Genomic DNA, 18,951 nt, shown 5'->3' on the forward strand with positions numbered 1-18,951 from the left:
CGATGAGTTAGGCCGTCGGCCCCGCAGCCCCTGCGGCCGCCGCCGCACCCGTGCTAGGCACTCTGCGGCAGAATCGGTCATCAGCCCGTGCCACCAGGCGCACGGCTCCGAGGTTGCTCTCGCGTCTCGTTAACCTGGTGATCACTGGCCGTGCAGGTGTGTTGCTTCGGTCAGATCGTTCAGGGCCGCCTCGAAGCGGCCGTCAGCGGCGGCCAGGCCGGCCCGGTCGGTGAGGGCTTGCGCCAACAGCGCCGAGCCTTCGACGGCACCGGCGTCGTGGCAGCGGCGCGCAACCTCGACGCTGTCGTCGAACGCGGGTCGGCACCGTTGTGCCCACCTGGTGCCGGACCTCCATTCGTGGCGAACGGCCGTGCGTACCGCCACCTGGCGATGAACTCGGGCGACGGTCGGCAGGCCGGTCAGGGCGTTGGTCGCCTCGGTGATCGCGGCAATCCCGGCGCAGTAGGCGTCCCGCAGGTCAGGTGACCAGTCGGTGATGCTCCAACCGAACGGCGGCAGCGGGCCGTCAACGCTCCGCTCGCTCGCGACACTGGACGCGGCCAGCAGCGTGGTCCACAGCGTCGACTGGTAGCCGCTCCACACCTTGCGTTCCCCGCCGGCCCGCACGATCCTGCCCAGGAACGCGACCGCGTCCCGGTCCACGGCGACTGCCGCCCGCATACGGCCATCGGTACGCAGCATCCACGCCTGGTACATCAGCAGGTACAGCAGCACTCGCTCCGACGCGTCAGCGTGCTCGACGTACCCGCGCTCGACCTCGATCACCTCGGCCAAGCCCTCGTGTGCCCGTGCCGTGCGCCCGGCCGCATGCGCTTGAGCGATGGCGCTGACAAACCCCCACAGCTCACCGCTCCATGCGGTGGCATCACGCTGGCGCGACACGGCCGTCAACTCCGCGCAGACATCGGCTGCCTCGGCATGCCGGCCGGCCTCGGCCAGGCAACGCGCCCACACGTCGAGTCGGTACCGGCTGCCGCTGCCACGCCGGCTCAACGCCCCCAGCTCTTCGGACACCTCGAAACCGTCGGTCCGCCGCCCCGCCTCATACAGCGCGAACTGGTAGCTGTCGAGCACCTCCGCGAACACGTCGATGTCCCGCGTGGATGTCAGTGGGACCGAACGCCCTACGGCCACCGCCTCCTCGAGCAGGCCGAGCCGCTCCGTACCGGCATGCCAACTGTGCTCGTATAGTGCCCTCGTCAGCTTCAACGCGTACGCACGCGGATCCCATGCCGCCAGGACCCGGTACGCCCGAACAATGTCCTGGGTGGACGCCCGGCGTCCGACCAACAGTGCACGCGCCCAGGCGACCGCATCATGATCGACCTCGTCTGACATCAACCGAACCGTAATCCATCGGCACGCGACAGGGCAGGCCTAGGCCGGACCGGCTTCCGTCTACGACGGCACGGGTAACAAGGGTGCACCAGTCCTGGCGTTGACAGGCTCAGGCGGGTGGCGGCGATACCGGGCTACCTCCGGCTCGCAAGAATGCGACCGCCTTCTGGATCGCGGTTTCGGGGCGGAGACGGAGATTCTCGGCGGGGTACTCGGTGGGCACTCCGCCGAGGTCGAAGGAGATCGCGGTGGCTGGCGCGGGAACGCCGGGGTCGGTGTCGTAACCGCCATCGTCGGTGATGTGGACGATGAAGGCGTGGGTGGCGTGGCCTAGGCCGATCTGGACGCCGGGTGGCAGGTCGTCGGTGTCGCCGGTGGGTTCGTCGTAGATGGTGACCACGACGGGTTCGTCTCGCTCGTGGATCTGCCGGAGCAGACGGTCAAATGCTGTCGGGTCGGTGGTGTCGACCTCGTGGGTGTCCCGGTGGTCCCCACAGTCGTAGGCCCAGGTCACCCTCATGCGATCGCCTCCCCGCGTCCAGAGTAGGTATGCCGGTGCCGCACCTGCCCGTCATCGGCTCCGGAGGCCATGGCGGATCGCGTACGAGTACACGTGCATCAACCGAACCGATACAGGAGGACTGATGGTGGATCGACCGACGCAGGAGGCGACGGAGGAGGCGGTGGCGTGCCTGCTTCGGGAGGCCATGCTGCTGATCCGGCACGAACTCGCGCCGCTGCGCGAAGACGTGCCCGAACGACATCGGATGCACCGGGCGTGGATTCTGGCCGACCTGTGCCACAACCTCCCGGCATGGCTCGATCCCGCGCGCCGGTCCCGCATCCACGAGGGCCTGGAGTGGAGTTGGCGGACAGCCTCCGCGCCACGCAGGGCGTGGATGCGCAGCTGCTGGGACAGCATCGGCTACGACCACACCTGGCTGCCCGACACCCCCGGCGGCAGCCCGGAGTCCGATCGAGGATGGCGCGACAACCTGACGTTGAACGGAGATCCGTGGGCGGACACGTAGACCAACCCCTCGCCACCGGAAACAGTTCCAATCGGGCCGGGAGTACGAGTCCCGCCCTCCGTCGATCCGGCCAAGGTAAACGTCGATATCAGCCAGCCTCTGTCGCTATCACCGCAACCTTGTCGCGATCCCAGAGTCGGGCACGGACGCGATCATCGGCGTGAAGACGTCGGCGGCCTTGGGCGTACTGGACGGGCCCCCTTCACGGCTTGACACTCAATGATTGCCGGGCGGTTCAGTGGCGCTGAAGGTGGCTGACGGGCGGTGCTCGAACTGACCGACAAAGCCACCTGCCACGTATCGTCTTCAGAGTGTCCGCGGCCAGTGAATGATCCCCATAGGCGGCCATTTACCGCCCCGCTGATGGCCAGGGTTCTCCCCGTGGACGGCCAGATATCTCCCCGCTGATCACCATCGGATGCCGGTCGGCGAGGGTCGGCGGCGTGAAGAGCGGCAGGGAGATCGTGGAAATCTTGGAGGCCTACGACCTCACGGGTAGTTACCGTGCGGCGGCCGAGCTGGCCGGGTGCGACCACCACACCGTGGCCCGGTATGTGAAGCTGCGGGCGGAGGGCCGCAGCCCCGAAGAGCGTGCGCAGCGGTCCCGGCCGATCGACGACTTCATGGACAAGATCGAGGAACTGGTGGCCCGCTCCGGTGGCCGGATCCGCGCCGACGTGGTGCACCGGCGGATCACCGCGATGGGCTTCGCCGGCGGGGAACGCACCACCCGCCGGGCGGTCGCCGCGGTGAAGAAGTCCTGGCAGGCCGGCCAGCGGCGGGTGTTCCGGCCTTGGATTCCCGAGCCGGGACTTTGGATGCAGTTCGACTGGGGCGAGGGACCGCGCATCGGCGGGCGGCGGACCACGTTGTGGTGCGCGTGGCTGCCCTGGTCACGGTTCAGGGTCGTGATCCCGGTGCTGGACAAGACGCTGCCGACGATCGTGGCCTGTCTGGACGCGACCCTGCGCCGGCTCGGCGGGGTCCCGGCCTACGTGCTGACCGACAACGAGAAGACGATCACGGTCGAGCACATCGCGGACATCGCGGTCCGCAACCCGGAGATCGTGCAGGTCGCCCGGCATTACGGGACGACGATCCGCACCTGCGTGCCGGCGGACCCGCAGTCCAAGGGCGGCGCCGAGAACACCGTGAAGATCGCCAAGGCCGACCTGGTTCCGACCAGCACGAACCTGCTTGAGCAGTACCGAAAGTTCGCCGACCTCGAGGCGGCCTGCCGCGATTTCACCGACCAGGTCAACACCCGGATCCACCGCGACACCCGCCGCCGCCCGGCCGAAGCCCTCCTCGAAGAGCAACAGCGTCTGCACCCGCTGCCCGCTGCGCCGTTCACGGTCGCGTTCGGCACCACCCGCCGGGTGAACTGGGACTGCACCATCTCCGTCGAGGGCGTGCGCTACTCGGTCCCGCACCATCTGGTCGACACCCGGGTCTGGGCCCGCTTCCACGGCGACGAGCTCATCGTCACCGCCGTCACCGACACCGGCCCGACCGAGGTCGCCCGCCATGAGCGGGCCCAGCCCGGGCGTCCGTCGATCGTCGACGAACACTATCCGCCGAGGTCCCGCCAGGCCGACACCGACGAGCGGGTGCCGCGGGCCCGCACCGCTGAGGAGGCCGCGTTCCTGGCCCTCGGCCCTGGCGCCGCGGCCTGGCTGGTCGAAGCCGCCGCGGCAGGGGTTCGTGGGGTCCGTCGCAAGATGACCGAAGCCGTCGCCCTCGCCAAACTGCACGGCCTGGCCGACGTCGACCGAGCCCTGGGCACCGCCGCCCTGGCCGGCCGGTTCGCCGACAACGACCTGCTGCGTCTGCTCGCCCACCAGCGCGACGACGACGCCGCCCCGACCCGCGCAAGCGAGACCCACAGCCTGCAACCAGGCACTTCTGCCTGGTCCACGTTCGGCACGACGACTGGAGAACAGTGACCACCACCCCACTGCGGGTCACCGGCACCGCCGGTGACCCCCTGACCGAAGCGATCGAGCTGACCCGCCGGCTGAAACTGCCGCACCTGCGCCGGGCCATGGCCGACCTGGTCCCGACCGCGAAAGCGCAACGCTGGGACCCGGCCGAGGTCGTTCGGGTCCTGCTCGCCGAGGAAGCCGCCGGCCGTGACCAGGCCAACCTGCGGACCCGCCGCAAACGCGCCGCGTTCCCGTCCGGCAAAACCTTCGGCGACTGGGACGAACAGGCGTCCTCGATCCCGCGGCCGACCCAGGACGCGTTACGCAGCCTGGAATGGGTCCAGCGCAAGGAGAACCTGTCGATCTGCGGGCCGTCGGGCACCGGGAAGAGCCACTTCTGCGAGGCCCTCGGCCAAGCCGCGGTCGAGGCCGGCATGACCGTCGCCTGGTTCACCATCGAAGACCTCGGCGTCATGGTCCGCCGGCACCGCCCCGACGACTCGGTCACCCGGGCGATGAGCCGGCTGATCCGCACCGACCTGATCATCATCGACGACATCGGACTGCTGCCGGTCTCACCGGACGCCGCCGAAGGCTTCTACCGCCTCGTCGACGCCGCCTACGAACGCCGCAGCCTCGCCGTCAGCTCGAACCTGCACCCGTCCGGCTTCGACGAAATCATGCCCAAAACCCTGGCCACCGCCACCGTCGACCGGCTCCTGCACCACGCCCACGTCGTCGTGACCCAGGGTGACAGCTACCGCTTCAACCAAGCCACCGCCGGGCAAGGCGTCAAAGCCCTGCACTGACCCAGCACCACCCGCGGCGGGGAACTCATCTGGCCGCCAGCGGGGAGAAACCATGGCCGCCAGCGGGAACAACTACTGGCCGCCTACGGGGCGATCTCAATGGCCATTGACATCAGAGCGGTGCGACCTGCGCCCGCTGTGCGGCCGGCAGGTTCAGGTGCTCCGGGCCAGGCGGCGGGAGACGAACTCGCGCCACCGGCCGACAGCCGTGGGCCTGGTCTCGGCGTGTCCGCCGGGATAGCCCGCCAGTTCCTTGTCCGGCGACCCGAGCAGGTCGAACAGCGCCAACTGGCCGTCTCTGGGGAAGACCTCGTCGTGCCGCTGAACGTGGAAGAGCACCGGGGCGGTGCCCCGTCGGGCTGCGGCGCGTCCAGGCCCTCGTGCGCGCCCGAGCCCTGCCGAAGCCCGAACTTGCCGAAGACCGCACACCGCTGCCGGTCACCCATCGCCGCCGCCAGGGGCAGACCGATCCGAATCCCCATGGACATCCCGAGATATCCGACGTTACTGATGTCGGCAAGGCCTGGCCAAGGTCCGGTGGTGGCCTGCCGCTCGACCCGCGCCTCAGGCGAAGGCCGAGGTGCGGATCTTGTCGGTGGGAGCGGTTAGCGTGGGTACGCCACCCGGTCAGGGTCGGTGCCGACCCCCTCGGAGGACCCTCATGTCGCAGGAGACGACCTACCTCGAGCTGTCCGAAGCGGACGGTGGAGCGCACAAGTTCTACGAGGTGGTGGTCGACGACACCACCCTGACCGTGAGCTACGGTCGGATCGGCGACCAGGGCCAGGTGAAGACCACCGGCTACCCCGACAATGCGCGGGCGCGGGCCGCTGCCGCGAAGAAGATCGGCGAGAAGGTCCGCAAGGGGTACGCCCCGGCGGTGCGCGGCGTGCGCCAGAAGCGGTCCGTCTCCCGGCGGCAGATCGTCAGCACCCGCTCGACCGCCCGCACCGCCCCGGTGCTCTGGCGGTACAACTCCGGCGCCCCCGCGTTCGGCATCTTCATCGACGGACGCACCTGCATGGTGGGCAACGAGCGCGGTGTGATCACCACGCTTGACCACGACGCCCGAGTTCTGGACCAGGTCCGCCTCCCCGACGGGGTCAAGTGCATCGTCGCCGACGACGCCTGGATCTACGCCGGCTGCGATGACGGCAACGTCTACGACCTCTCCGGCAAGATCCCCCGGGTGGCGTACGCCATCGCCCCCGACATCGACATCTACTGGCTGGACATCCACGACGGCGTACTCGGGGTCTCGGACGCCGACGGCGGCATCGCCGCCATCGACCACGAGGACGAGTTCCTCTGGCGCCGGGGTGGGCGCGGCAACTCGGCCTGGATGGTCCGCTGCGACACCGACGCCGTCTACCACGGCGACTCCACCGGCGTCAGCCGGTACGACTGGCGCACCGGACAGGAGCAGTGGCACACCCGTACCGGCTCGGTGCTGTTCGGCTGGCAGGAGCGCGACGCCGTCTTCGCCGGCACCGCGACCCGCGAGGTGGTCCGGATCGGCAAGAACGGCCGCGCCGCCCAGACGTACCGCGCCGACGCGCCGGTCTTCTCCTGCGCCACCGCCGAGGACGGCCGGTACGTCTTCGCCGGCGACAGCCAGTCCTCGATCTACTGCTTCGCCGCTGACGGCACCCGGCTGTGGAAGCTCGGCACCGGCTGCGGCTCGGCGTACTCGATGCAGTACCACGACCAGCGGCTCTACGTGGTGACCACCAGCGGCCAGCTCGCCTGCATCGACGCCAGCGAGCCGGCGATCAGGGCGGCCGAGCAGGGCAACGTGCCCGACGTGGTCGACGTCAAGGCCCCCACCCGGATGCCGGAGCCGGCTCCGGTGACCCAGGTCGAGGTGGTCGCCGACGCCAGCAACGGCGTGATGGTGGAGTGCGTGGAGGAGGGCGGCCGGCTACGCGTGCACGTGCTCAGCACCGGCTACCACCGGGACTGGTCGGTGCAGTTCCCCAAGGGCATCCGCGAGCCCGGGGCACGCTACCTGGTCACCGACATCCGCGAGGCCGGCCGGGGCGGCTTCTACCGCGCACACGGCGACATCCGCCGCCTGCGGTGACACCAAGGACCCAAGCCCCTCGAACCTGCCGGCTGCCATCGCGCGACGGCCCCACCAACGCGGGAAATGACCGAGGGCTGAGGAATCAGCCCTCGGTACGTCGGCTGCCTCCCGGCCGGAAGGGAGAACGGCCCCGATCGGCACCGTGAACCGGCCCTGGATGAATAGCTGGGGCAGCAGCATCCAGGTCGTGCCGGCCGACGAGCCCGACGGCCGGTGGACCCTCGCTGTGCGGGATCCTGTTCGTGCTGCACACCGGTATCCAGTGGGAGTCCCTGCCCCGGGAGCTGGGGTTCGGGTCCGGGATGACCTGCTGGCGGCGCCTGGAGGAGTGGAACCGGGCGGGGTGTGGCAGCGCCTGCACGAGTTGCTGCTGGCAGAGCTGCAGGCGGCCGGCAAGCTGGACTGGTCCCGTGCCGTCATCGACTCCCCGCACGTGCGGGCCGCCCGACGCGGCCCAGAAGTGGCCCGGGCCCGGTCGACCGCGCCCGCCCGGGCTCGAAGCACCACGTCCTGACCGAGGGCCGGGATCCCTCTTGCCGTGTCGCTGACCGGAGGCAACCGCCACGACGTCACCGAACTGCTTCCACTGCTCAGCGGTTCCAGCAAAGGACTCGGCGGGGTGGACCTGCCCCCGCGTACGGATCCAAGATCACTGCCGCATTGGGGTCATCGCTGCAATCAAGCCGTTCGTCACCGTCGGCCATGCGGCATGCCCCTTTCCCGAGGCACGGGTGGGCTGCCGCGATGCTCGCCGCCCCGCTGGCCACCACTCTCGCGACGAACGCGACCCCGGCCGACCAGCGCACCCACTGGCCAGGGCGCTTGTCCTCCATCATCGTTGCGGATGCGGGAACGAGCATCCCGTCGGCCGGCGCCGCTGCCTGGGTGAAACGCCCAGGCTCCCTTCACTGCTCTACCTGCCGATCACCCTGCGGCCATGACCATCCAGCCGCCTACAACATCCGCGCCCCCGGCGATCCAGGCTGCCCAGTTCGCTCCATCTTCAACTTTTCGAGGCCCGATACGCCCTCTTCCGGCCGAAGTCGGATGCTGAACTCATTGACTGCACCGACGGCTATCCGAAGCGGTCCGCCAGCTTGGTCAGCTTGTCGACATACGCCGGCCAGTCGTAGCCGTCGGGGATGTTGGTGTTCTCCCGCCGCAGACCGATCGCCGTGTCGTGCTGCTCGCGCATGATGTCGGCGTGCCCGGCGTGGCGAGCGAGGTCGCAGGTCACGTGGAGGATGATCTGCTGCAGCGTCACGGTCTGGCCATCTGGCCGCCACCACGACACCCGTCCCGGCGCGTCGAGCGGCAACTGTTCGATCGTCTGATCCGCGAACATCCCGACCCGGCGATACAGGTCGATCAGTCCTTCCTTCGTCTCGTCCTCCCTCGCGTACCAGTCGGCCTGCGGGTCCTCCTCGAACGCCTGCAGGGGGACCAGTTCCTCAGGCGTCGGGAACTCGCGCCCAAAGGTGGGCCCGAAGTAGGCGGCTTCGACATTGAGGCAGTGCTTGAGCACTCCCAACATGTTGTTTGCCGGGGTCACGTCCACGGTGGTGGTGTATGAGCTGACGGCCACCGGTTGATCCTGGGATGAGCTTATGCGGTGGTCAGTGCGGGTTTGGGTTGCGGCACGGCGTCGGGTTGTTGGTCTTCGGGGGTTTCCTGGCGGGCTTTGGTGAGGAGTTCGGGCCCGATGTAGCGGCGTTGTTCGGTCCATTCGTCGGTCTGTTCGGCCAGGACGGCTCCGACGAGGCGGATGACGGCGGCTCTGTTGGGGAAGATCCCGACGACGTCGGTGCGGCGTCGGATTTCCTTGTTCAGCCGTTCCTGTGGGTTGTTGGACCAGATCTGGCGCCAGATCTCGTGTGGGAAGTTGGTGAAGGCGAGTAGGTCCTCGCGGGCCTGGTCGAGGTGTTCGGCGGCGGTGGGGTACTTGGCGTTGATGGTGTCGACGACGCGGGCGTACTGGGCGCGGACCTCGCCAGGGTCGGGCTGGTCGAAGATGGTGCGGACCATGGTCGCCACCCATGGTTGGGCGCTTTTGGGGACCTTGGTGAGCAGGTTGCGTAGGTAGTGGGTGCGGCAGCGTTGCCAGGACGCGCCGGGTAGGGCGGAGCCGATCGCGTCGACGAGGCCGCGGTGGGCGTCGGAGATGACCAGGCGGACGCCTTTGAGGCCGCGGGCGGTCAGGCCGCGGAGGAACGCGATCCAGCCGGCGCCGTCCTCGCTGGCGCACACGTCGAGGCCGAGGACCTCGCGGTGGCCGTCGGCGTTGACGCCGACCGCTACCAGGCAGGCGACGTTGACCGTGCGGCCGTCCTCGCGGACCTTCATCGTCAGCGCGTCCAACGCCACGAACGTGTAGTGGGCGGAGTCCAGGGGCCGGCTTCGGAACGCCTCGACCTGGGCGTCGAGGTGCTGCGCCATCTGTGACACCTGCGACTTCGACAACCTGGTGACGCCGAGCTGCTCGGCGAGTTTCTCGACCCTGCGGGTCGACACCCCGAGCAGGTACGAGGTGGCCACGACCGTCACCAGGGCCTGCTCGGCGCGGCGTCGGTGTTCCAGCAGCCAGTCCGGGAAGTACGAGCCGTGACGCAGTTTCGGCACCGCCAGCTCGACCGTTCCGGCCCGGGTGTCCCACTGTCGGGCCCGGTAGCCGTTACGCGAGTTCGTCCGCTCCGGGCTGCGCTGGCCGTAGTCGGCCCCGCAGACCGCGTCGGCGTCGGCGGACATCAACGCGTTCGCGAACGCGGTCACCATCGCCGCCAACACGTCCGGGCCACCCTCGGCCAGTTGCTGGCGTAGCAGGTCGGCAGGGTTCACACTCTCTAATGCGGTCATCGGTGCGGTCTCCTTCAAGATCTTGGTCGGTCTCTGAAGGATCAATCCGATGGCCGTTCATCTCGTTACGGGCGAGTCAAGGACCCGACCGTCGTACACCACTCCCGTGGACGTGACCGTTGCCGGTCGCGGTACGGGGCAGTCTGGCTTCGCGTTCGCTCAGCCCGTCGAGCTTCCAGATCAGGTCTCCGCGAGTGGCGTTGAGGTAGTAGTGCAGCGCAGCCTTTGCCTCGCCCAGGTCAGCCATGCCCGCCAGTCTTCCTCATGCGCGGAGCCACTGTGCGCGTGTCGTCAGCAAGATCAACACCTGGACAAAGCGCTCGGCATCCCTCATTTTCCGTGGGACCCTCGCTGGAGAGTGGCATGGCTGGCCGCCTCGGTCGACGCGCGCTCTTGCTGTCGTGCCGACGGGTGTTGTACGTCGGCCCGCAGTGGGGCTGCATGGCGACGATGTTCGCTAGCAGTCTGCGTTGTCCGGGCGACCGTCGATGAGGACGGTGAAGGTGGCGGCGTGGTCGGGTGTGCCGTCGGCCAGGCTGAACACCTCCAGCCGGGCGGTTACCCTGTTGATCGTCTTGCAGTAGCGCAGGAGGGGGAGGCCAGAGTCTCCCTGGTGTACGAAATGCCAGCCAGCCGCCTCGACGTCGGGGCCGGCAAGAGCGATGAGCTCGTCCAACGTGTATGGGCGATCCACGGTGTACTGACGCCAGACGGTCGCGAACTCCGGTCCTGCCGACTCTTCCCGTTCCCGTGAACCCGGCCGGTAGTCACAGGCGCGCGTCTTGGACGTCTCCTCGATCAGCTGGCCGTTCGGCGGCGTCAGCGAGAATGCCGGATCCTTCTGGTAGGCCGTTACCGCGGCGACCTGGTCGCCGGGAGTGAAGTTGCAGCCCCACCAGCGGGTCGTCCGGACTGCCGCAGCGGTCAGCGTCAGCAGTACGGCGGCCACGAGAACTCCGACGACGACACGGCCGCGCCGTGGCGGGAAGACTGGATCAGCGGCGTTCGTCGCCGATGGCTCGCCAGGTTTCAAAGCGCGGAGGTCGGGTTCGTTCACAGGGGATCTCCGAGGGGGAACTGCCCTCGTGGGGCATGGTCCGTGAGCCTTGAATCTAGCGATGTTCTTCGTCGCCGTCCGACCGCACACCAAGATCCCTGAGCGATGCCCCCAACTATCGTGTGGTCATGACCGCCGGGGATGAGGCAAGCCTGACGCTGCCCGATGGCCGAGTTGTCGAGTATTTCGATGGGGGCGATCCGTCGGGCCTGCCGGTCTTCTTTCAGCCGGGAAGCCCGAACACGCGGATCATGGGGAAGTTGTGGCACCCGGCGGCGGCCGTGGCCGGGGTCCGACTTATCAGCGTGAGCCGGCCAGGCTACGGCGGTTCGACCGCGATCATGGGTCGACCAACCCTTTCGGTAGCAGGCCGCGACGTTGCTGCCCTCGCTACCCTGCTCGGGCTTGAGCAGTACGCCGTGGTCGGTTCGTCGGGGGGCGGACCTTTCGCTGTGGCAGCTGCGGCTGTCGATCCCCGGCGAGTACGGGCTCTCGGCGTGGTCGCCGGCTCCGGACCATGGCGGGAGCTTGCCGCCCCGTCGACGGAGCCAGCGGAACGGGCGTGCCTGGCTCGCCTGGACGAAGGCGACCTGGCCGGTGCCCGTGCCGGCATGCGCGACCTCGTCGAAAACGTCTGGCAGGCGGGTCTGCGCGAACTCGACGGTGACGCCCGTCTGGATGCATGGCTCGGCGACGATCCGCTGGCTCCTGACGACACCTACCGGGCGATCATGGCCGACGCCATGCGCGAGGTGCTGGAAGGCACCGAAGGCGCGGTGTTCGACGGACTCGCCCTCGGTGCCGGCTGGGACGTCGACCTGCACGCCATTGAAGCCCCGACCTTGCTCTGGTACGGGGATGCGGACGAAGTCTGTCCCGTGGCGTACGGGCGTTGGTTTGCCGAACGGATCGCCAACGCCGAACTCGTCGTCATCCCGGACGAGGGCCACCTGGCGGTGGGTGATTCACACCGGCCTGAGGTGTTGGCGGCCCTGCTCAAGGCATGGCAATAGCTGCGGCTCTGGCGATTCGACTCCGGCGCGCTCTCGCCGTCGGTGGCATCCGTACGGGCCCGGCTCGGCCCATCCCGGCGAACAGGTGCACCGGTTGATGGCGGCCATGACCGGCCTACGGCAGCCGCGCCGGCGCCGCATCCGCTCGGCGGGGGCGGCCGGCGTGCCCGGCCAGTGCGGCCATGACCGCGTCCAGGGGCAGGTCTACGGCGCTGGTCAGCAGGAGGTCCGCGGCCGTGAAGCGGGCATGGTCCGCGTGTGGGTTCGGCACTGCCACGCAACGCAGCCCGGCCGCCTGTGCCGCCGCCACGCCGTGCGCGGTGTCCTCGAACGCGACCGCTTCCTCCGCCGGCAGCCCGAGCCGCTGCAGCGTCAGCAGATACACGGCCGGATCCGGCTTGTGCGCGTCCACCTCCTCGCCGGTCGCCAGCACCTCGAACCGCGCCCGCAGCCCGGCCCGATCAAGCATCGCCCCCACGTGGGTGACCGAGGAACTGCTCGCCACCGCCAGCCGCAGCCCCAGCTTCGCGGCCCGGTCCAGCCAGCCGACGATGCCCGGCGCCGGCGCCAGCGCCGCGTTCAGTTCCGCCCGGTACGCCATCCGTAGCGTGTGACTGGACTCGCGGTCGTACGCCGGTCCGACCGTTGCGGCGAGCGCGGCGTACCGGGGCTCGTTCGCGTCGCCGCCGTGGTCGGCGAAGAAGCCGGCCGGGTCGAGTTCCAGGCCGTGCCGCCGCCACTCCCAACGCCAACTCTCCAGCAGCGTGGTCTCCGTGTCCATCAGCAGGCCGTCGAAGTCGAAGATGAGCGCCTTGACCGTCATCGCGGCAGTATCCCAATCCGGTCTCCGCGGCCGGCGGCTGGCGCTGTCGCCCAGCGCGGTGAGCTCCAGTCGAAGCACATGACCGGCCCGAAGCGGCTGACCTGGTCGAGCGTGTGCTCGACATGTCGGTACCGGTAGCGCAGCATGTGCCCATGGGTTTCGATCTTGTCGTGCTCGCCGTCGACCCGGGTGCGACCGATGCCGAGATACGGGCCACGGCGGACCGCTGTCGCGGCCTGCACCACCCGAAGGGCGACCCGGACGAACGCATCGTCGGGTTCTACGAAGCTCTCCGCGCCCGGTACCCGGACTTCCCGCCTCACGATCGCGACTCTCCGTGGATGGCGACCCCGCTGGACGTGGGCATCGATCACGTCAGCATGTGTCTGGGCTTCGGCGAACGCCGCGACCCGGCATTGCAGTTGATCGACGAACTCGCCCAACGGCACGAACTCACCATCTACGACCACCAGGACGATGAGGTGGCGCGTCCGGCAGACGTACGAACGCCCCTGGATCCAGCGATCCTGACATTGATCGACGAACTGCGACCGTAGCCGTCAAAGAGGGGTGGTGCGTGCGACGCCAGGTCGTTCCGCCTCGCCGCTGGAGACGCGGCGCGCACCCGGCGCCGTGCTCGGATCCATCGTGATCTGCGCTGAAGACCCGCACGTCCGCGGCTGGTGAGCGCCCGCGTGTGCCGGTGCCAACGGGCGGCCCCGCCGGTCCGGCCAGCGGGGTGCGGGTCAGGCGCTGCCCGGAGGCCGGGTGGGGGCACTAGGGTTCTGGCGTGCACATTCGTTTCGACATCCCCGCCGATCCCGCCTACCCGGGCCGCGTGGCCGCCGCACTCAGCAGTGTTCGGCTGCGCAAGTACGGTTACATCGGCGCCGTGCTGGCGGCGGTCGGGGCGATCGGTCTCGTCGTCTCGCGGGGGTCCGCGTGGGGCGACCAGGTCTCGCTGCTGTGCATGCCGATGGTCATGGGTGGCCTGCTGTCGATGCTGTACGCGCCGTGGGTGCGGTGGCGCGCCCAACGCCGCTCCAGTGGCTACGCCGTCGAGGGCGGCTACGACATCACCGACGACAACATCCTGATGCGCAGCGGCACGGAGTCCGGCGGCATCGCCTGGGACGGGGTCGCCCAGGTGAGGGACACCCCTGAGTTCTGGATCGTGTACGTCGGCCGGATGCCGGCGACTGTGATCCCACGCCGTTTGATGTCCGCCGAGGACGCCGAGACGTTGCGGGCCTTCATGGCCGAACGTGGGCTGCTCCAGTCGCAGTGACTCACCTGCCGTGGTGGGGGTGCGAGGCGCGTACGGCCGTCGCGGTGCTGCCGTGCCGTTCCCCCCGAGCAGGCCGGCGCGGTTCCGTCCGCTCAGTCGAGTGGCGGACGATCGATGACCTCGACGAACATGATCACGTTGTCGACGACGTCCAGAACGAGCATGCCTGCCCGATGTGGGCTGAGACCGATGTTGCGGTGGCCCGGACCGTAGGCACCGGCCGGCGGCGGTTGCGTGTAGAAGCTCTGGCAGAAATCGTCGCCGCACCCGCACTCGCGAAGCACTCGGAGACTGTCGACCTGGTTCACCAGATCGCTCTCACCCTCCTCGCGAAGCGCGGTCGCAAGCTCCGCCGCCAGGCGTGGCCATCTGTCGACCACAAGTGGCGGTTTCTCGATCGTCATCGTCGACGACGGTAGCCGACGCACCGCGTGTAGTCGCTGCCGCGTCGCGCCGACCTGCGGCCCGCGAGGCCTGGCACCACGCCGATGATCAGACTTCCGGGCGACCGGGTCAGCTTGCCGGGTCATACGACCAGTGCAGCGCGACGTCGGGCTTCATCCGTAGCCAGAGGGCCGACGCCGGTGAGTCGTCCGGGAAGTCGAGTCGTAGCAGCTCGCGGCCATGGATGCGGTCAACGCCGACGCCGCGGACGCCACGCAGATCCAGCGAGAACAGCTCGGCTCCGTCGCTGACGGTCCGCAGCCGTAGCCGAACGATGTCGTAACCCGGCTCGATGTACATCTCGATGTCGTAGCCGGCCCGCGTGGTCCGGAACGTCACTGCCGTGTAGGGCCACAGCTCCCGCCAGTCGGACTCGTAGCCGGCCGCTCGCTCGTCGGCCGCGTACCGATGGACCGGCTCTTCCTCGAACAGCCAGATCAGGTCCTCGTAGCTGGGGACCGGCTCCATGACCATCCGAAGATGGTGGCACGGCTGCCGGAGCCGCCTGCCCAGCATCCGGATCTGTCGCGAACGGCTGGAACCGGCTCGCTCCACGTGTCGGTCAGCCGGCGAGCTGGTCGCGGCGGCGGGTCAGGTAGGCCCGCTCCGCGGGGTTGCCGGCGAGACCGATGGCCCGGTCGTACGCGACCCGCGACTCGCCGCCGCGCCCGAGTCGCCGTAGCAGATCGGCGCGCGCGGCGTGGAAGGCGTGGTAGCCGTCCAGGACCTCGGCGAGCCGGTCGATCTCGGCGAGCCCGACCCCGGGGCCGTCGAGTTCGGCGACCGCGACCGCCCGGTTGAGCCGCACGATCGGCGAGGGGTCGAGCAGCACCATACGGCCGTAGAGGGCGACGATGGCGGACCAGTCGGTGTCTCGGGCGGACGGGGCATTCGTGTGGACCGTGTTGATCGCGGCCTGCAGCTGGTAGCGCCCGGGTGGGTCACCGCCGGCCGCCACCGCCTCGATCCGCTCGCGGACCAGGGCGTTGCCCTCGGCAATGAGGGTGCGGTCCCATGCGCCGCGGTCCTGCTCGTCGAGGGTCACCAGCTCCCCGGTGCGGGACACGCGCGCCGCCCGCCGGGCGTCGGTGAGGAGCATCAGGGCGAGCAGGCCCGCCACCTCGCCGTTGTCCGGGAGAAGGGTCCGGAGCAGGCGGCCGAGGCGGATCGCCTCGTCGGTGAGGTCGACACGCACCGGGTCGTTCCCCTCGCTGGCGAGGTAGCCCTCGTTGAAGACGAGGTAGACGACCGCGAGCACGCCGGCGAGCCGCTCGCGGATGTCGGCGGCCGAGGGCACCCGGTAGGGAATGTGCGCCGCCTTGATCTTTGTCTTGGCGCGGGTGATCCGCCGCGCCATCGTGGTCTCCTGCACCAGGAAGGCGCGGGCGATCTCGGCGACGGTGAGGCCGCCGAGCAGGCGCAGGGTGAGCGCCACCCGGGCCTCCATCGCCAGCGCGGGGTGGCAGCAGGTGAAGACCAGTCTGAGCCGGTCGTCCTCGACCGGGCCGGTCGGCTCGGCAGGGGTGTCGTCGTACACGATTCGGGCCGCCTGGTGCTTGGCGTCGCGCTGCGACTCGCGACGGAGCTGATCGATCGCCTTGCGGGTCGCGGTGGTGGCGAGCCATCCGCCGGGATTGGGCGGTACGCCGTCGCGCGGCCACCGCTCCGCAGCCGCTACGAACGCCTCGGCCGTCGCTTCCTCGGCGACGTCGAGGTCCCCGAAACGGCGTGCGAGGCCGGCGACCACCCGCGCCCACTCCTCGTGGTGGGCCCGGGTGATCGCCTGTTCGACGGTGGAACCGGTCACGGCTCCAGCAGCGTTCGGACGGATTCCTCGGTTCGGAAGGGACGCACCTCGACCGTGCCGCGGCACGCTTTCGACCCCTCGGCGGCAAGCGCCAGGGCCACGTCGAGGTCGGCCGCCTCGATGACCCAGAAGCCGCCGAGGTGTTCCTTCGTCTCCAGGTAGGGCCCGTCGGTGAAGGTCGGCTTCGCGCCCTGCCCGTCGACGGTGGTGGCGGTCGTAGCGGGCTCCAGGCCGTCGGCGAAGACGAGGTGCCCGTCCCTCCGGAGCCTGTCGTTGAAGGCGCCGGTGTCGGCGAACGCCTGCAGCATGGCCTCCTGGGAGGGGTAGGTGCCAAACTCGGTGTGCTCGGCCGGTCCGTAGACGGACAGCAGGTATCTGGGCATCGCGCTCACCTCTCCCCGGAGCCGTTACGTCCGGTCTGCCCGGGTCCTCGGAACCGGTGCACCTCCTGCGGCCAGTCGAGCATGGTCGCGAGCCTGCCGGCCCAGTGTCGCGCCGCCGCGTCGTCGGGCACGTCCACGACGACGAAGCCGCCGAGGTGCTCCTTGGTCTCGACGTACGGGCCGTCGGTGAAGACGGGCTTGCCGTCGACCGGCTCGACACTGCACACCGCGGTGCACCGGTCGAGCCCGCCGTTGGTGAAGATCAGGACGCCTTCGGCCTGCATCTCCTCGATCACGGTCCGGGCGGCCGTGGCCTTCTCGCGTATCTCCTCCACCGTGTGGTCGGGCACCCACTCGTCGTTGAAGGCGATCAGGTACTCCGTCATGGTCGTCTCCTCTCTGTTCCCGGACGAGGGCCTTCCCGACTCCTCGTGTGCGGCGGCCCGCCGGCCGCCGCACACCAATTCCACGAACAGCTGCGCCCTGATACGACACCTTTCCGGAAATTGCCCCGGTAGGCAGCCTCGGCGGGGTGCCTTGTCCGCCGACGGATGCGTTACCAGCACACGCTCAGGTCGGCGCTGCCTCGGGCAACGCAGCCGTGGTAGTACCTGATCTGCGCTTCGAACTGCTCGATGATGCGGTCGGCATGCTCGGGACAGGAGGCGAGGACGCGTTCGATCCTGCCCCACACGGAGGTCAGGTCCTCGGCCGTGCGGTACCCGCTGATGCCGTAGCAGGGCACGTCCGTGTGGAAGCCGTACCCGACGTCTCCTCTGCGATAGGCGCTGCGGTCCGCGACCTGGACGGGCACCTCCACGATCTTCTCCCAGGCGGTGTTCCGTTCGTCCCGGTCGTCGCTGAGCACCCCCGCCAGATCTATCCGCTGTGGGGTGTCGGCCGCGAAGAGCAGATGGCTGAACCAGTCCGGATCCGGGTGCTTGCCGAGGTCGAGGCCGCCGAGTCGGCGCTGCTGCTCGGCGGAGAAGGTCAGGTGGGGCCAGGTGAAGCGGGCGCGCAACTCCTCGTCGGTCAGGGTCGAGTAGCTCACCGCCGCGCTCCAGCCCGGTGCGGTACCGGAGTCCGGATCACCGGCCTCGAACAGCAGCCCGTCGACCCACTCCTCGTCATCGGGGCGTTCGAGGAGCCGGGTGAGCAGGGCCGCGGGTATCTCCTTGTACGCCGGGTACATTCCCATCGCGCCACGATAGGAGGCCGCCGCGTACGAACGCACCAGGGCCTCAACTATTCCTCGAAGTCGAACGCGAACTCACCGGTCTCGATGCGGTCGATGAGTTGGCCGACGTCGTTCGCCTGCCTGGTCCCGCTGCCCCATCCGTCGCTGACGATGTCGACCAGCAGTACCGGCGCAGGGTCACTACGCAGGTCGAGCACGAGCTGTTCACGGGAGCCGTCACCACCGATGATCGCGATGCCGGGATGCCTGCGGGTGCTGTCGGCCCACGCGTCGTGCAGCTCGAGCATCTCGCGTGGCGTGTTGAGCCACACGTATTCCCCGGTGGTCATCCAGCCTCGTCGGAACCACGACCGGCCCTGGAGGTAGCTGCGCCATGGCCCGGGCAGAGGCCGACCCAGGGCCGCTTCGGCGTCGGTGAACTCCGAGTCGCCCACCGGGCCGCGGTAGTCGGCGTCTTCCATGATCGCGCCGATGATGTGGGCATTCAGATCGGCGACCTCCGCTGCCGGGATCAGGTACTCCCGTTCGTCGCGGCAGTCGGCATGGTGGCTCTCGTAACGCTCCAGGAACGACCGCTCGACAGCGAACCGGGTCACGTAGCCGACACCTTCCGCGGGCACGATCCGCTCACGGCTGATCTTCACGGCATACCGACGATCGAGTACGGCGCAGAAGGTCGACTGGTCCGGTACGGGCGGCGCCCACGCCCGCCATCCCGACGCCGCGACGAGGTCCAGTTCAGCCTGCCCGACGGGCCGCCACAAAGTGACGGTGTCAGAGGTGTCGATATCAGGCTGCGGAGCCTCAATCGCGGTCGCGTTGTGATCATGGTCGGACACGTCGACCATTCTGGCGGTATCTCTGGAAAGGCACTG

The 18,951-nt window shown here is 69.2% G+C and carries 21 protein-coding genes and 2 pseudogenes; 9 read left to right on the forward strand and 14 right to left on the reverse strand.

Features of this window, described 5'->3' with window-relative positions:
- Nucleotides 1-141 precede the first annotated feature (141 nt).
- Both Prubr_RS09115 and Prubr_RS09120 read right to left on the reverse strand, forming a co-directional pair.
- Nucleotides 142-1,359, reverse strand: coding sequence for a hypothetical protein (locus Prubr_RS09115; protein ID WP_212823796.1), 1,218 nt, complete (start codon nt 1,357-1,359; stop codon nt 142-144).
- Nucleotides 1,360-1,468: 109 nt separating this feature from the next.
- Nucleotides 1,469-1,879 (reverse strand): Imm1 family immunity protein, encoded by a 411-nt coding sequence (locus Prubr_RS09120; RefSeq protein ID WP_212823799.1) that lies wholly within the window; start codon nt 1,877-1,879, stop codon nt 1,469-1,471.
- A gap of 124 nt (nt 1,880-2,003) precedes the next feature.
- Here Prubr_RS09120 and Prubr_RS09125 point away from each other — a divergent pair, with 124 nt between their 5' ends.
- The 3 genes from Prubr_RS09125 to istB all read left to right on the forward strand — a co-directional run bounded on the left by Prubr_RS09125 (nt 2,004) and on the right by istB (nt 5,124).
- Nucleotides 2,004-2,390 carry a hypothetical protein gene (locus Prubr_RS09125; RefSeq protein WP_212823802.1) on the forward strand — a complete coding sequence of 129 codons (387 nt, stop codon included), beginning with the start codon at nt 2,004-2,006 and terminating at the stop codon, nt 2,388-2,390.
- Nucleotides 2,391-2,833: 443 nt separating this feature from the next.
- Nucleotides 2,834-4,336, forward strand: a complete 1,503-nt coding sequence (istA, locus tag Prubr_RS09130; RefSeq protein ID WP_212823804.1) for an IS21 family transposase — start codon at nt 2,834-2,836, stop codon at nt 4,334-4,336.
- Nucleotides 4,333-5,124 carry an IS21-like element helper ATPase IstB gene (istB, locus tag Prubr_RS09135; protein ID WP_212817391.1) on the forward strand — a complete coding sequence of 264 codons (792 nt, stop codon included), beginning with the start codon at nt 4,333-4,335 and terminating at the stop codon, nt 5,122-5,124. The genes istA and istB overlap by 4 nt, the downstream gene beginning before the upstream one ends.
- 153 nt (nt 5,125-5,277) lie before the next feature.
- Here the strand turns inward: istB and Prubr_RS09140 are convergent, their stop codons facing one another.
- A complete protein-coding gene (locus tag Prubr_RS09140) occupies nt 5,278-5,463 on the reverse strand; it encodes a hypothetical protein (protein ID WP_212823806.1) in 186 nt (61 codons plus the stop codon).
- Nucleotides 5,464-5,785: 322 nt separating this feature from the next.
- Between Prubr_RS09140 and Prubr_RS09145 the strand changes: the two genes are divergently transcribed.
- From Prubr_RS09145 to Prubr_RS38155, 3 genes and pseudogenes are all read left to right on the forward strand, one after another.
- Nucleotides 5,786-7,207 carry a WGR domain-containing protein gene (locus Prubr_RS09145; protein ID WP_212823808.1) on the forward strand — a complete coding sequence of 474 codons (1,422 nt, stop codon included), beginning with the start codon at nt 5,786-5,788 and terminating at the stop codon, nt 7,205-7,207.
- Nucleotides 7,208-7,452: 245 nt separating this feature from the next.
- A pseudogene (locus tag Prubr_RS38150) lies at nt 7,453-7,503 on the forward strand (hypothetical protein); the annotation flags it as partial.
- 50 nt (nt 7,504-7,553) lie between these two features.
- Entirely contained in the window at nt 7,554-7,724 is a 171-nt protein-coding gene (locus Prubr_RS38155; RefSeq protein WP_425518087.1) for a hypothetical protein, read from the forward strand.
- Nucleotides 7,725-8,285: 561 nt separating this feature from the next.
- On the opposite strand, the pseudogene Prubr_RS09155 reads toward Prubr_RS38155, so the two are convergent.
- From Prubr_RS09155 to Prubr_RS09165, 3 genes and pseudogenes are all read right to left on the reverse strand, one after another.
- Nucleotides 8,286-8,750: pseudogene (locus Prubr_RS09155) on the reverse strand (DinB family protein); the annotation flags it as partial.
- Between the two features lie 65 nt (nt 8,751-8,815).
- Nucleotides 8,816-10,063 (reverse strand): IS256 family transposase, encoded by a 1,248-nt coding sequence (locus Prubr_RS09160; protein ID WP_212817026.1) that lies wholly within the window; start codon nt 10,061-10,063, stop codon nt 8,816-8,818.
- A gap of 457 nt (nt 10,064-10,520) precedes the next feature.
- On the reverse strand, nt 10,521-11,012 hold the full coding sequence (locus tag Prubr_RS09165; protein ID WP_212823812.1) for a hypothetical protein: 492 nt from the start codon (nt 11,010-11,012) through the stop codon (nt 10,521-10,523).
- Between the two features lie 236 nt (nt 11,013-11,248).
- On the opposite strand from Prubr_RS09165, the gene Prubr_RS09170 reads away from it, so the two are divergent.
- A complete protein-coding gene (locus Prubr_RS09170) occupies nt 11,249-12,133 on the forward strand; it encodes an alpha/beta fold hydrolase (RefSeq protein WP_212823814.1) in 885 nt (294 codons plus the stop codon).
- Nucleotides 12,134-12,248: 115 nt separating this feature from the next.
- Here the strand turns inward: Prubr_RS09170 and Prubr_RS09175 are convergent, their stop codons facing one another.
- Nucleotides 12,249-12,956 carry an HAD family hydrolase gene (locus Prubr_RS09175; protein ID WP_212823816.1) on the reverse strand — a complete coding sequence of 236 codons (708 nt, stop codon included), beginning with the start codon at nt 12,954-12,956 and terminating at the stop codon, nt 12,249-12,251.
- 122 nt (nt 12,957-13,078) lie between these two features.
- On the opposite strand from Prubr_RS09175, the gene Prubr_RS09180 reads away from it, so the two are divergent.
- Together Prubr_RS09180 and Prubr_RS09185 are read left to right on the forward strand one after the other, a co-directional pair.
- On the forward strand, nt 13,079-13,513 hold the full coding sequence (locus Prubr_RS09180; protein ID WP_246568890.1) for a hypothetical protein: 435 nt from the start codon (nt 13,079-13,081) through the stop codon (nt 13,511-13,513).
- Between the two features lie 233 nt (nt 13,514-13,746).
- Nucleotides 13,747-14,244, forward strand: a complete 498-nt coding sequence (locus Prubr_RS09185; RefSeq protein WP_212823818.1) for a YcxB family protein — start codon at nt 13,747-13,749, stop codon at nt 14,242-14,244.
- A 92-nt stretch (nt 14,245-14,336) separates the two neighbouring features.
- Here the strand turns inward: Prubr_RS09185 and Prubr_RS09190 are convergent, their stop codons facing one another.
- The 7 genes from Prubr_RS09190 to Prubr_RS36770 all read right to left on the reverse strand — a co-directional run bounded on the left by Prubr_RS09190 (nt 14,337) and on the right by Prubr_RS36770 (nt 18,924).
- Nucleotides 14,337-14,648: a hypothetical protein gene (locus Prubr_RS09190; RefSeq protein ID WP_212823821.1), complete on the reverse strand. Its 312-nt coding sequence runs from the start codon at nt 14,646-14,648 to the stop codon at nt 14,337-14,339.
- Nucleotides 14,649-14,757: 109 nt separating this feature from the next.
- Nucleotides 14,758-15,162 (reverse strand): hypothetical protein, encoded by a 405-nt coding sequence (locus tag Prubr_RS09195; protein WP_212823823.1) that lies wholly within the window; start codon nt 15,160-15,162, stop codon nt 14,758-14,760.
- An 88-nt stretch (nt 15,163-15,250) separates the two neighbouring features.
- Entirely contained in the window at nt 15,251-16,495 is a 1,245-nt protein-coding gene (locus Prubr_RS09200; RefSeq protein ID WP_212823826.1) for an RNA polymerase sigma factor, read from the reverse strand.
- Nucleotides 16,492-16,878: a YciI family protein gene (locus tag Prubr_RS09205; protein WP_212823829.1), complete on the reverse strand. Its 387-nt coding sequence runs from the start codon at nt 16,876-16,878 to the stop codon at nt 16,492-16,494. The genes Prubr_RS09200 and Prubr_RS09205 overlap by 4 nt, the downstream gene beginning before the upstream one ends.
- Before the next feature lie 5 nt (nt 16,879-16,883).
- Complete coding sequence (locus tag Prubr_RS09210; RefSeq protein ID WP_212823842.1) at nt 16,884-17,264, reverse strand: YciI family protein; 381 nt, start codon at nt 17,262-17,264, stop codon at nt 16,884-16,886.
- Nucleotides 17,265-17,434: 170 nt separating this feature from the next.
- Nucleotides 17,435-18,076: a hypothetical protein gene (locus Prubr_RS09215; RefSeq protein WP_212823844.1), complete on the reverse strand. Its 642-nt coding sequence runs from the start codon at nt 18,074-18,076 to the stop codon at nt 17,435-17,437.
- A gap of 47 nt (nt 18,077-18,123) precedes the next feature.
- Nucleotides 18,124-18,924: a hypothetical protein gene (locus tag Prubr_RS36770; RefSeq protein ID WP_246568482.1), complete on the reverse strand. Its 801-nt coding sequence runs from the start codon at nt 18,922-18,924 to the stop codon at nt 18,124-18,126.
- Nucleotides 18,925-18,951 lie beyond the last annotated feature (27 nt).

This window comes from Polymorphospora rubra (assembly GCF_018324255.1).
Taxonomy (GTDB): Bacteria; Actinomycetota; Actinomycetes; order Mycobacteriales; family Micromonosporaceae; genus Polymorphospora; species Polymorphospora rubra.

Coding starts and splice junctions, on each gene's coding strand:
- Prubr_RS09205 (WP_212823829.1), bottom strand. CDS start 16,878: ATGCCCAGATACCTGCTGTCCGTCTACGGACCGGCCGAGCACACCGAG.
- Prubr_RS09215 (WP_212823844.1), bottom strand. CDS start 18,076: ATGGGAATGTACCCGGCGTACAAGGAGATACCCGCGGCCCTGCTCACC.
- Prubr_RS09125 (WP_212823802.1), top strand. CDS start 2,004: ATGGTGGATCGACCGACGCAGGAGGCGACGGAGGAGGCGGTGGCGTGC.
- Prubr_RS09180 (WP_246568890.1), top strand. CDS start 13,079: ATGTCGGTACCGGTAGCGCAGCATGTGCCCATGGGTTTCGATCTTGTC.
- Prubr_RS09210 (WP_212823842.1), bottom strand. CDS start 17,264: ATGACGGAGTACCTGATCGCCTTCAACGACGAGTGGGTGCCCGACCAC.
- Prubr_RS36770 (WP_246568482.1), bottom strand. CDS start 18,924: ATGGTCGACGTGTCCGACCATGATCACAACGCGACCGCGATTGAGGCT.
- Prubr_RS09195 (WP_212823823.1), bottom strand. CDS start 15,162: ATGGTCATGGAGCCGGTCCCCAGCTACGAGGACCTGATCTGGCTGTTC.
- Prubr_RS09170 (WP_212823814.1), top strand. CDS start 11,249: ATGACCGCCGGGGATGAGGCAAGCCTGACGCTGCCCGATGGCCGAGTT.
- Prubr_RS09145 (WP_212823808.1), top strand. CDS start 5,786: ATGTCGCAGGAGACGACCTACCTCGAGCTGTCCGAAGCGGACGGTGGA.
- Prubr_RS09190 (WP_212823821.1), bottom strand. CDS start 14,648: ATGACGATCGAGAAACCGCCACTTGTGGTCGACAGATGGCCACGCCTG.
- Prubr_RS09115 (WP_212823796.1), bottom strand. CDS start 1,359: ATGTCAGACGAGGTCGATCATGATGCGGTCGCCTGGGCGCGTGCACTG.
- Prubr_RS09160 (WP_212817026.1), bottom strand. CDS start 10,063: ATGACCGCATTAGAGAGTGTGAACCCTGCCGACCTGCTACGCCAGCAA.
- Prubr_RS09120 (WP_212823799.1), bottom strand. CDS start 1,879: ATGAGGGTGACCTGGGCCTACGACTGTGGGGACCACCGGGACACCCAC.
- Prubr_RS09175 (WP_212823816.1), bottom strand. CDS start 12,956: ATGACGGTCAAGGCGCTCATCTTCGACTTCGACGGCCTGCTGATGGAC.